Raw genomic sequence first — 12570 nt, forward strand, 5'->3', positions numbered from 1 at the left:
TTGTTTATCTAACTTTACTCAACGATCGCCATAATATCTTTGCCAGAAACGATCAAATATTCTTTACCTTCAAATTTCACTTCTGTTCCGGCATACTTTTCAAACATTACTTGATCGCCTTCTTTAACAGCGGCAGGAACTTGTTCACCGTTTTCTAATAAACGGCCTTCACCAACCGCAACGATTCTACCAGTTTGTGGTTTTTCTTTGGCAGAGGAAGCTAAGACGATTCCTCCAACAGTTTTTTCTTCTTCTTTTGCGACTTCGATGATGACACGGTCACCTAATGGTTTTAACACGATAAATCCCTCCGATAACACGATTTTTAGTTCCATTAGCACTCTTACCTCACGAGTGCTAACCTACATTTTTAATAATACTCATTCTGCTCCTTTTTTGCAAGCTTTTTAAATCAAAGAAATCTGATTTTTTATTTTCATTGGCGAACAACTTTCGTATGGTATAATTACCAATAAATCTTGACTACTAACACAGGTAAGCCATCTTTTATGAGAGTCTTGCAAGGAGGAATTTTATGTCATTAAAAAAATATAGTCTACTAAGCATTTTTTGCTACGGTTTAGTCTTTGTTTCCCCTGTACTTTTGAGCATCACTGGTATTGTTACTACTTCGACTGGTTTGATTTCAGCGACAACTATCACGTATTTACTAGGGGCTGTGATTCTACTATTTCTGTATTTTAAGCAAAAGGAGCCTTTAACAATAGAAGCAGATGTACCCAAAGCAAGCGTTCCTGAAATCATTTTGCTTGGATTAGGTGGTATTTTGATAGCAATCTTTTTACAAGGTGCAGCTGTCGGAATAGAAACTTTTTTATTTGGCCAAAGCGCTCCATCTGAAAATACGCAAAATATCATCCAAATGATTTTAAAAGCACCTGCCTTTATTCTAGCAACGACGATTGGCGGCCCAATCATGGAGGAACTTGTTTTTCGTCGTAGCATTCTAGGTCTTGTTAGTCATTACTCTAATTTTTGGGTAGGCGCTGTAATCAGTTCTCTACTTTTTGCCGTTGCACATGCAGATGGACATCTGTTAGTTTACTTCTTTTTGGGTTTCTTCTTTAGTTTATTGTATAAATCAACTGGTCGAATTTGGACTTCGATGATTACACACGTTGGTATGAATACATTAGTTATCGTTGTACAGTTGTTGATCCAAAAATAATTTTCGCCTTCAATTAAAAACTGCGACAAAATCATTCAAGATTTTGTCGCAGTTTTTTTAGCTTAATGTTTCACCGTTCGTAGCAATAACTTCCTTATACCAATCAAACGATTTTTTCTTGCTTCTTGCCAATGTTCCATTTCCTTCGTTATCCTTATCAACATAGATAAAGCCATAACGTTTTTTCATTTCTCCTGTACCAGCAGAAACCAAGTCAATGAATCCCCATGGCGTGTAGCCCATTAAATCAATGCCGTCATATTCAACAGCATCTTTCATTGAAGCAATATGTTCTCGTAAATACTCAATACGATAATCATCTTCAACTTGTCCACTTTCCCCAATCTCATCAATCGCACCAAATCCATTTTCCACAATAAATAATGGTTTTTCGTAACGATCATTGAACCAGTTCATTGCGTAACGTAAGCCCATGGGATCAATTTGCCAGCCCCAGTCAGATGCTTTCACATAAGGATTTTCTACTAAATCTGCTGCTTCATCATAATCAAAAGTTGGTGCTTTCCCATGATCTTTGATTGCAAACGACATGTAGTAACTAAAACCAATATAGTCGACACATCCTGATTTTAAAATGCGGGCATCTTCTGCTGTTCGATCTAAGTCAAATCCTTTTCGTTCGAAATATGTGTCCATATAACTTGGGTAACGACCTTTGCAATGCACATCAGTAAACCAATATCGTCTTTGCATTGCAACTGTTGCCGCCATCATATCATTGGGACTACAAGAATAACTGTAGATTGGAACCATGGCAATCATACAACCAATTTCAAAGTCTGGATTGATTCGATGACCAATTTCTACCGCTTGCGCACTTGCTACTAATTCATAATGTGCAGCCTGATACATGATTGCTTCGCGGTCTTCGCCTTCTTCATAATGAATACCAGAATTAGTAAATGGTGCGAAATCTTCATGGAAATTTGCTTGATTGTTGATTTCATTAAAGGTCATCCAGTATTTCACTTTCTCTTGATATCGAGTGAAACAAGTTTCCGCAAATCGAGTAAAAAACTCAATCATTTTTCGATTTCGCCAGCCCCCATATTCTTTCACCAAATGATACGGCATTTCAAAATGGGAAAGTGTGATAACTGGTTCAATCCCATATTTTAAACATTCATCGAATAGGTCATCATAAAATTGTAACCCAGCTTCATTTGGTTCTAATTCATCACCCTTAGGAAAAATTCTACTCCAGGCAATGGATGTCCGAAAACAATTCAAACCTAATTCAGCAAACAAACGAACATCTTCCTTATAATGGTGATAAAAATCAATTGCCTCATGATTAGGATAATATTTACCTTCAATCACACCATCTGTGATTTCTCTTGCCACACCATTTTTTCCAGCAGTCATGACATCCGCAACACTAACGCCTTTGCCGCCTTCTTGCCAACCACCTTCTAATTGATGGGCTGCTACTGCGCCGCCCCATAAAAAATCTTTTCTCAACACGCTCATACGATCGACTCATTTCTCGTTAATTTGTAAAATCGTTTATAAAACTTGTGACTCTTCTAATTGATCTGCTTCTTCAAAAGAAAGATCATTTTCTTGTGCATAATTCATTGCATCGATTTTCTTCACAAATGGTAGATAGATAAAGAAACCAACTGCTAAAACAAATGTTTGTAACAATGCTGCTTGCCAACCACCTACTAAAAAGCCTGAGATAATCGGTGGTGTTGTCCATGGTACTTGTACGGCTGTAAATAATGGAACTAGTCCTGTATACAAAGCAAAGTAAGTGATCACACCAGAAACAACTGGTGTTGCAATAAATGGAATCGCCATAATCGGGTTCATTACAATCGGTGTTGCAAAAATGATTGGTTCGTTAATGTTAAAGATAGCTGGTGCTAAAGATAAACGACCAAGTTGTTTGAACTGTGCTGATTTTGCAAAGAAAACCATAAACATCACGACACCAATTGTCATCCCAGCACCTGTAACTGTCATGAATTGATCTAAGAATTGTTGTGTAACGATATGTCCACCATTCGCAACAGTCAATGCCTTACCAGACTCAAGAATCTCTGTGTTTGCTAATGAATTTGCTTGTAAGATTGGACCCATGATCCCACCAACAATCGTTGAACCGTGTACCCCGAAGAACCATAAGAATGGAACTAAGAAACCAAGCATCAATGCACCGCCAAGTGAATCAGTTACACCTTGCATTGGGCTTTGGATTACTTCGTAAATCCATTGAATCATTGTTGTGCTGAACACTGCATCAAAGAAAATATATACAAGCATTGCAAAAGTGATCAATACAGCTGCTGGAATCAATGCTGTAAATGAGTTAGCCACGTTATCGGGCACTTGCTCTGGCAATTTGATTCGAATATCTCTTTTTAGGAACCATGTATAACCCCATCCAACAAACAACCCCACCAAGATTGCACTGATCATTCCTTGACCACCAGTCCAAGCTTTATCAATTACGTTACCAATTACAACACCAGATTCTGCATCTGTCACATCTGAACGCATTGTTAATAAAAAGATAACTAATGCAATCATTCCTGCTGGTAATCCTTCAAATCCTTCATCTTTAACGTAAGAATAAGCAATCCCAACTACCGCAAAAATTGCCATAATCGCAAATGAAGCACCATACGCTTGGTTAAAATAAACAGCCAGGCCAGAATTATTGACCCACTCTGAAACTGCTGTAACCGGGAAGTTCGCTAGTAATAGAAAAACCGAACCAACAATGGTGAAGGGCATTGTATATAACATCCCATTACGCAAAGCAGTAATAGGTTTCGTATTAACAAATTTTAAAACCGGAGGTAAAACTTTCTCATTAATCCATTCATTCATAATACTTCTCTCCTTATCCAAGTAAATTAAAAAAATCATCCAATAAAAAATAAGTGCATTTCATCCAATAAATCCTTTTCTATACTCCTTTCTTTTGTTTTTGTATCCGTTTACATATATAACTATAACTAACCTTTACAAAGAAAAAAAGAGCTTAGCCTTTTGCAGGAACATGTTCCAACAAAAAAAACAGGCTAATGTGCTCTTTCCATTTCTTGACTCGCTTTTTGCGCTAACATTTCCAATAAGGTCACCACCGGAACTTGTGTCGTAAGATTCAGCGACTCCTCTTTTCCTCTTGTTTCCGGCATATAATAAGACAAATTATAGTCTGCCAAACGAGCAATCGTTGACGTTTCATCATTGGTAATACTCAGAACTTTTGCACCATAACGCTTAAAAGCTTCTGTTTTTTCGATCATTTCAGACGTCTCACCTGACACGGACAAAATAATCGCTAGTGTACTTTCTAAACCACGAGAAGGAACTGGGGCGAATGGATCAGTGATACTATATGCATTCAATCCTAAATTGATAAAGTAGCGGCTGCCATATAATCCCAGAACACCACTTGTACCAATTCCAGAAAAAGCAACATGACGAGCTGCTACAATCATTTGGACTGCTTGTTCCAAAACGATTCGATAGCTTTCATTGTTGACCTTTTTCAAAAAAGAATCCACTTGAACCGTTGCATCATAAAATTGTTCAAACATTTGCTGCTTCGCTTGTGTCTGATAATTTTTGATTGCAAATTTCAACTCAGAAAAACCTTGTAAACCTAACTTATTACAACAACGTAAAATCGTCGAGGTCGACACATGACACGCATCTGACAATTGACGAATCGTCATTTTTGAAACTTCCTCTAAATTAGCAATCAAATAATTATAAACAATCATTTCTAGTTCATTTAACTGCTTAATTTTTTCTGATTCAAACACTGGTTTTCCTCCTCCCATTATCTGTTAATTATAACAGAGCAATAATTATAAAAGAAAGTCTGGTGCTGAATTATTCCAGAAAAAACCAATTCTTTGACCCTACTCACATAACTTCATACAATAAAGGAAATGATAGGAGGTTTTTTGATGAAAATAGCAATTATTGGTGCAACTGGTCACGCAGGTTCATTGATTTTAAAGGAGGCTCTCGCTCGTCATCTCGACGTTACAGCCATTGTCAGAAATGCAAAAAAACTAACAGTAGCTGTTCCATTTATTGAAAAAGATTTATATGATTTGACGACTGAAGACCTTGCTTCTTTTGACGTTGTCATTGATGCATTCAATGCACCCGCGGGCAAGGAAGAAATGCATCAAACGTCCCTTGCACATTTAGCAAAAATTTTAGCGAATACTTCAACTCGTTTACTTGTCGTTGGCGGTGCTTCTTCTCTATTTATTGACCCAGAAAAAACAACTCGGATGATCGACCAAGTACCAGAAGACGCCCCTTTTTATCCAACAGCTTTCCATATGTCGCAAGCACTTGTTCATTTAAAAGACACGAACGGGCTTCGTTGGACCTACATCAGTCCGGCTGCGTTCTTCAATCCAACTGGCGAACGAACTGGAAACTATCAATTAAATGATGACTTTCTTCATAAAAATGCCCAAGGAGAAAGTGTTATCAGTATGGCGGACTATGCCATTGCTTTAATTGATGAGGTTCTAGCAGATGAGCATGAGAACGAACATATTAGTGTTGTGAGTCAATAAAGCCAAGCAAATAAAAAATCCCAACAGTATGATCAAACTGTTGGGATTTTTTATGATATTCTTGGAACAACTTTTTAGATTGAAAACAATTCCGTTGCTTGATCTGGATCCGTATCATACACATCAAAATCAGAGCCCACACCGAAATCTTTTTCTTTTAATATGTTTTCCATCGTCAAATGCGCTAACTCTTTCAAGTTATTTTCCTTACTCAAGTGACCTAAATAAATACGTTTGGTTCGATTACCAATCACATCAGTCATCACTAATGCACCATCTTCATTTGATAAATGACCACGATCTCCTAAAATTCGTTGTTTTAAATTCCACGGATAAGAACCCATCCGCAACATTTCCAAATCATGATTACTTTCCATCAGATACCCATCCGCGTTTTCAATAATTCCACGCATATAATCACTACAGTATCCAGTGTCCGTTAGCATCACGAAAGAACGATTTTCTTTGTAGATACGATAAAACTGTGGCGCAGCCGCATCATGTGAAACACCAAAACTTTCAATATCTACATCTCCAAAAGTTTGGACTTTTCCCATTTCAAATAAATGTTTTTGCTCGACGGGTACATTACCGATCAACGGCGACATTGCTTCCCACGTTTTTTCATTGGCATACACATCTAAATGGTATTTCCGTGCCAGCACACCCACACCATGAATGTGATCTCGATGTTCATGCGTCACAAGAATACCATCTAAGTCTTCAGGTTTACGATCAATTTGAGCCATCAAGGAAGTAATTTTTTTCCCGCTAAGACCTGCATCCACCAATAGTCGTTTCTTCTCACTTTCCAAATAAAGTGAGTTTCCTGAACTCCCACTCGCAAGGATACTGATTTTAAAAGCTGGTTTTTCTTGGACCATTTATTTATTACTTCCCTTCTTCACACTGTAAACTTTTTTCATTATACCTACTTTTTTAATTATCTTCCACTTTTGGAACCACATTATTTGTCACAATGGTGTTGCTGAATGCATTGACAGATTCAATTTGAACACTTTTATCACTGGTTTCAATAGCCACATACCAAATTGGAACGTACACATTTTTTTCTCGAACCTTTACGATACAAGAATAAGCAAGTTGCCGCCACAAAATTTTTGAAGAACTAGGAATTTTATTATTCACATAAAGTGTTTGGATTGCTTCTTCTTCTGAATACAGATCCATTTTTTCACGCAGCTGTTCAATATTTGTTAAATGCGTTTGTGTATATTTCGTCAATTGGTAGACGCCATCATCCTTTTCCACCATAAAATTGATTTCAGCTGTATCATCATGAAATGGAATTCCTTCATACGACTGACTCGCCTGAATCTCTAGTGAATTTCCTTCTAATGTCGAGAAATTCGTCATAAATTCATACTCATCGCCATAAAGCACATTATTTTGACTATTTAAAAATTCCGTAATCGAATGTTTAGTCTGTTTGTTATCGATTTTGTACTTTTCTGATTCTTCAGTGGTAAACGTCTTCGTTAAAGTAGACAGCCCGTCAAACGTGATGCCACTACGAAGCAACCCCGTAGGATTCTTTTTTCGGTGTTGTGCTAAGACCGTGCCTAAATCACTTTGTTCGGCACTCAAATAATATCCTTGTTTGCTCTCAGAAGAAATATTCCCTGAATAAGAAATATCATCACTAGCTAGACGATTTTGTATTGATTCCGTTTGATCTGATCGTATCACATTGTTTTCTTGGTTCATTGCCTCATGATAACTGCTGAATAAAAAAATATTGAGACCTAAGAAAGCTAGGAAAAAAATCCATTCAATTTTTTTAAAGTCCACTTAGTTCGCCCCCATTTCAGCTAGTTTGTTAGACAATTCACTGGCAGAGTACCAATTTCCTTGATATTTCACATACCATTCTGGTAGCAAATCTACGACTCGGTTCGTTTCTTTGATGTTTTGCCACGTATAACCAATGATGACCGATTCAAGTTCTTCTTTTTCCGCACCATGGGTAACCAATTGTTGAATCACTTCAGCTGTGCTAGCCAATTCTACCGATTCATCTGAAGGGATAGGTACTTGGATCGCATTTAAACTAGTCTGAATGTTCACTTGCGCTTTCCCACTGGTTTCATCATTAATCGTTATCCCAACTTTTCCTTTACTATCCGTACCAAATACTGGGAAACCTTCAACAAAAATCCGATAATCGATTTGGTTATCTGTGCGATCAAAATAATGAAGATTTCCTAAGCTACTACCAATTTTACTGATGTACGGAAAACTTTTTGAATAAATATTTCCATTATCATTTGTATCAGACAACTCTCCACGAAAATCGACAACTTGACTGGCAGAATGAATTGTCATTGTTTCATTCCCACCATAAAAAATCAATTCGCTACTTTCATCATTGTTTTTTACTTCATCAGGCGATTGGAAGAAAGCATTCCGAAAAAGTGTATAAGGTTGTTGTGATAAAATGTAACTGTATTTTTTCAACTTGATGGATGATTCTGTATCATATTGATGAGCAATCACAGATGCTTTTTTAGACATTTTAGTCCATTTATTTTCATCGAAAGATAACTCTTTTTCAATATCCTCCCAATTTAGAGAAATATTGGCTTCATAGATCGTCTGATGAACAAAGTCCAAGAAACGGATTTTTTTATTTTTTTCATCAAACTGGATACAAGTAAATGAAATCATCTCCGCATCATTGGATAGATTACTTACATCTAAGTTCAATCCAAATGCTTGGATGTATTCTTGTAACAAAAAAGGTGCTAGATAAGTTAACTCAAGACCTTCCGAAAGTTCCTTTTTCTGATCGAATTCAGTTTTATCTCCTGTAGTCACTTCTGAAAGTTTACCAAAACGAGCTTTACCGATGACTGTTTGTAAACGCGAAACTAAGTTTTCACTATTGGTTTCTCGGATATTCTCTCCTTGGACCCACGTCACATGGAGTGGTAAAAAAATTTCTGAAGATTTTCGATTTGACTGTGATTCAGTCATCACTTGCGTACTTGTTTCATCAACATTCACTGTTTCTTTTCCAGCAGGACTTAGCCAGATGACATAGGAGAAATATAAACTCAGTGCAACCATCAAAACTAGTCCAATCCGGATGATTTTTCCTGAAATTTTCATTCCCACCAGTCCTCCTCGTATGGTTCATAGGGTAACGAAATATAGAAAGTCGAACCTTGTCCTTCTTTACTTTCTGCCCAAATGGCTCCTCGATGTGCTTTAACCACTTCACGTGAAATCGCTAAACCAAGACCTGTTCCACCTTGTGCACGTGCTCGAGCTTTGTCTACACGATAAAAGCGTTCAAATACTCGGTTCAAATCTTTTTTAGGGATACCTAATCCCTGATCAGTTACGCTCAAAATGACATTGTTATGTGTTTCTAATAAACGACAAGTGATCGTTCCCCCATCAGGAGAATATTTAATGGCATTATTCATAATGTTATCGATCACTTGGATAATTTTATCGGTATCCACTTCGACCCAGAGATCTCGTTGAGTAAATTCACGGCGAATCGCATATTTCTTTTCTTGATTGCCAACCATCATGTCGAAACGATCGAGTACGAAATTGATTAGCTCATTAAAATTGACATATTCTAATTGTAGCTGTGTGTTCCCCGTATCCATTCGAGAAAGATTCAATAAGTCATTGATCATCCGAATCATACGGTCTGTTTCATCTAAAGTTACCTTCAAGAAATTTGGAGCAATCTCTTCGTCTTGCCAAGCACCTTCGCTCAGCGCTTCAATATAGCTACGCATACTTGTTAATGGTGTACGCAGCTCATGTGATACGTTAGAAACAAATTCGCGACGTTCACGTTCTGTCTTTTCTTGCTCCGTGACATCATGCAATACAGCAACCAAACCACTAATAAAGCCTGATTCACGACGAATCATCGAAAAGTCAACGCGTAAAATCATCTGGTCACTTTCGGTAGAACCTGTTGAGCGGTCAAGAACCATCTCATCTGGATTTTCTAATAATTTACGTAATGTATACTCTTCTTCGATATCAAGTAACGTCAAAATAGACTGGCCAATCGCCTCTTCATTTTTAATATCTAACAATGATAAAGCCATATCGTTAATCGTGATAACTTTTCCTCGACGATCGGTTGCAATGACCCCATCCGTCATATGTGAAAGGACACTATCCAACCGGTTTCGTTCGGCTTCCATCGTGTCTTGCGCTTCTTCGATTCGTTCAGCCAACTGGTTAAATGTGTCTGCCAATTGTCCCAATTCATCTTGTCCGTGGACTTTGACTTTTCGACTATAGTCACCTCGCGCAATTCGGATAGCCTGTTCACGCATTTCGCCAATTGGTTGTGTAATTGAACGAGCAACTAAAACCGACACGATCATCGAGATGAATGCCGCAATTAGCGAAGCCGTGAAAAAGATAATCGCTGTGTTACTAATTTCTGAGTACTTTTGCTCAATATCACTTTTGACGTAAAGAGCCCCGATGACGGCATCGCCGGTCGGGGACAGAATAGGCTGAACATTAATATTTACCCGTTTGTCATCTGAATCAAGTGCGACATAACGTTTAGTAGTAAAATCATCAACGGCTACATAATCATTTTTCTTACCGATAGAACTTTGTTCACTTACATCTGTTGTCCCCCGAATAATCCCTTTTTCATCCACCACACGAATTTCGATAATATCGCTGGAAGCACTATTTTCGATAAAACGTTTGATATTCGCATTGACCTCATCTGGATCTGCCGTATCTTTTCGACTAAGCTCAGGGCTAATCGTTGAAGCTAATGAGACAACTGTCTGATTCATATCTTTGATAAATGTGTTGATCGTGGAGCGCTCCAAACCACGTATAAAATACGCACCAATAATTTCAATCGAAATCAATAAAATCAAAATGAATGTAATCGCGATTTTAAAATTGACTGATCGAAAAAAGCGGACCTTTTTCTTCATTGATTACTCCTGTTCTGGGTTACGCAAGTAGTAACCGACACCACGACGTGTAACTAGATAGTTCGGGTGACTTGGATTGTCTTCAATTTTTTCACGTAAACGACGTACCGTCACATCAACTGTTCGTACATCACCAAAATAATCATAACCCCAAACAGTCTGTAATAAATGCTCCCGTGTCATTACTTGTCCAATATGTTTCGCCAAGTAGAAAAGCAATTCAAACTCACGATGTGTCAATTCAATTGTTTCGCCACGTTTCGTTACCATATAAGCATCTGGGTGAATGGTTAAATCACCGATGGTCAATTCAGATGGTGTTACTTCTTCCACTTCTTTTGCAGCTGCAGCGCCACGACGTAAATTGGCTTTGACACGAGCGACCAATTCTCGATTCGAAAACGGTTTTGTCACGTAGTCATCCGCACCAAGTTCTAATCCTAAAACTTTATCAATTTCAGAATCTTTTGCAGTTACCATGATGATTGGCATGTCATAAGTTTTACGAACTTCTCGTGCTACTTCTAGTCCATCCATTTTAGGTAACATCAAATCTAATAAAATCAAATCAGGAACTACCTCTTCGACTTTTTCTAAGGCTTCTTCGCCATCGTACGCAGTGTAAACATCGTAACCTTCTTTTGTTAAATTAAACTTAACGATATCCGAAATCGGCTTTTCGTCATCGACAACTAAAATTTTCTTCATAAAGAGCCACCTCTTTTTTATTATTGTCATACCTTTTCATTATACCGTATTTCAAGATTTGTTTCATCCTTGCGTTTTGAAATGAAATGGAAACTTAAAAAGGTTGTGGTGCAAAGCGATCAGCTTCGACTAGATAGCGAGCAGTCATTCAATATAGCTTTCCATATTTTGATATGAATACAAGCTATATTGAGGAGTTACTTTGGGAACATCTTGTAAAAAGTTGGGAAAAAATTATCTAGTTCATAAATATAAGGGACACTTCCACAGAATAATTTTTACTTTTGCAATGATTATCCATTATTCCAACTAAATTCTTTTTTACTACTATAGAAAAAGAATGACACACGATTTATTACAAACAAAAAAGCCAGAACATTTCTGTCCTGACTTCTCCCTGTTTAAAAAGCTTAAGCTTCTACGCTATCGTTTTCAGTATTTAATAGATATTTTGCAACAAGTGCTGCAAGGATTCCACCTACGATTGGTGCTACGATAAATACCCAAACTTGTTCCAACGCTTGACCACCAACTAACACAGCTGGTGCTAAACTACGTGCTGGGTTAGCTGACATTCCTGTTAATGGAATACCAACGAAGTGAATCAACGTTAATGACAATCCAATCACTAAACCAGCTAAGCTACTGTTTCCTTTTGTTTGGCTTGTAACAGTCATGATAACTAATACAAAGATAAAAGTTAAAATAATTTCAACTGATAATGCACCTACTGTACCCATTTCAAAAACATTTTGTCCCAAGTTTTCAACACTTTTACCTGCTGAGTCAAGCAATCCAGATAATGTTAACGAAGCTGCAAATGCCCCAACAACTTGACCAATGATATAATAAACTAATTCAGTAACTGAAATTCTTTTATTCATCCACATTGCAATCGAAACGGCTGGATTCAAATGAGCGCCAGATACAGTACCAATGCTGTAAGCTGCTGCAACGATTGTTAAACCAAATGCTAACGCGATGCCAGCAATCCCAACAATCCCTTCTGCTCCTCCACCTAATACGGCTGCGCCAGTCCCAACAAAGACTAGAATATAAGTGCCAATAAATTCTGCAATACCTTTTTTCATAAAAAAATACATCCCCTTTCCTTGCAATTATATCATTT

At 37.5% G+C, this 12570-nt stretch carries 12 protein-coding genes; 2 read left to right on the top strand and 10 right to left on the bottom strand.

The features are described 5' to 3' along the window. Positions 1–14: 14 nt before the first annotated feature. Positions 15–299, bottom strand: a complete 285-nt coding sequence (groES, locus tag JZO71_RS00320; RefSeq protein ID WP_067482883.1) for a co-chaperone GroES — start codon at positions 297–299, stop codon at positions 15–17. Between the two features lie 236 nt (positions 300–535). Here groES and JZO71_RS00325 point away from each other — a divergent pair, with 236 nt between their 5' ends. Then, positions 536–1189: a CPBP family intramembrane glutamic endopeptidase gene (locus tag JZO71_RS00325; protein WP_206897604.1), complete on the top strand. Its 654-nt coding sequence runs from the start codon at positions 536–538 to the stop codon at positions 1187–1189. A gap of 57 nt (positions 1190–1246) precedes the next feature. Here JZO71_RS00325 and JZO71_RS00330 read toward each other — a convergent pair whose 3' ends face one another. The 3 genes from JZO71_RS00330 to JZO71_RS00340 all read right to left on the bottom strand — a co-directional run bounded on the left by JZO71_RS00330 (position 1247) and on the right by JZO71_RS00340 (position 4992). Further along, complete coding sequence (locus tag JZO71_RS00330) at positions 1247–2680, bottom strand: 6-phospho-beta-glucosidase (protein ID WP_206897605.1); 1434 nt, start codon at positions 2678–2680, stop codon at positions 1247–1249. Positions 2681–2716: 36 nt separating this feature from the next. Further along, complete coding sequence (locus tag JZO71_RS00335; protein ID WP_206897606.1) at positions 2717–4048, bottom strand: PTS sugar transporter subunit IIC; 1332 nt, start codon at positions 4046–4048, stop codon at positions 2717–2719. A gap of 194 nt (positions 4049–4242) precedes the next feature. Further along, a complete protein-coding gene (locus JZO71_RS00340; RefSeq protein ID WP_206897607.1) occupies positions 4243–4992 on the bottom strand; it encodes an SIS domain-containing protein in 750 nt (249 codons plus the stop codon). Positions 4993–5139: 147 nt separating this feature from the next. On the opposite strand from JZO71_RS00340, the gene JZO71_RS00345 reads away from it, so the two are divergent. Beyond that, positions 5140–5769, top strand: coding sequence for an NAD(P)-dependent oxidoreductase (locus JZO71_RS00345; protein ID WP_206897608.1), 630 nt, complete (start codon positions 5140–5142; stop codon positions 5767–5769). Positions 5770–5843: 74 nt separating this feature from the next. Here JZO71_RS00345 and JZO71_RS00350 read toward each other — a convergent pair whose 3' ends face one another. The 6 genes from JZO71_RS00350 to JZO71_RS00375 all read right to left on the bottom strand — a co-directional run bounded on the left by JZO71_RS00350 (position 5844) and on the right by JZO71_RS00375 (position 12532). Beyond that, the gene (locus JZO71_RS00350; RefSeq protein ID WP_206897609.1) at positions 5844–6653 is read right to left on the bottom strand and encodes an MBL fold metallo-hydrolase; all 810 of its coding nucleotides are present in this window, start codon (positions 6651–6653) and stop codon (positions 5844–5846) included. 55 nt (positions 6654–6708) lie between these two features. Next, the gene (locus tag JZO71_RS00355) at positions 6709–7581 is read right to left on the bottom strand and encodes a two-component system regulatory protein YycI (protein WP_206897610.1); all 873 of its coding nucleotides are present in this window, start codon (positions 7579–7581) and stop codon (positions 6709–6711) included. Continuing rightward, on the bottom strand, positions 7582–8901 hold the full coding sequence (locus tag JZO71_RS00360) for a YycH family regulatory protein (protein ID WP_206897611.1): 1320 nt from the start codon (positions 8899–8901) through the stop codon (positions 7582–7584). Continuing rightward, a complete protein-coding gene (walK, locus tag JZO71_RS00365; protein WP_206897612.1) occupies positions 8898–10733 on the bottom strand; it encodes a cell wall metabolism sensor histidine kinase WalK in 1836 nt (611 codons plus the stop codon). Before walK ends, JZO71_RS00360 begins: the two co-directional genes overlap by 4 nt. A gap of 3 nt (positions 10734–10736) precedes the next feature. Further along, positions 10737–11441 carry a response regulator YycF gene (gene yycF, locus JZO71_RS00370; RefSeq protein ID WP_067482900.1) on the bottom strand — a complete coding sequence of 235 codons (705 nt, stop codon included), beginning with the start codon at positions 11439–11441 and terminating at the stop codon, positions 10737–10739. A gap of 410 nt (positions 11442–11851) precedes the next feature. Then, a complete protein-coding gene (locus JZO71_RS00375; RefSeq protein WP_206897613.1) occupies positions 11852–12532 on the bottom strand; it encodes an MIP/aquaporin family protein in 681 nt (226 codons plus the stop codon). Positions 12533–12570: the final 38 nt, after the last annotated feature.

It is taken from the genome of Candidatus Enterococcus courvalinii (assembly GCF_017315945.1).
Lineage (GTDB): Bacteria > Bacillota > Bacilli > Lactobacillales > Enterococcaceae > Enterococcus_B > Enterococcus_B courvalinii.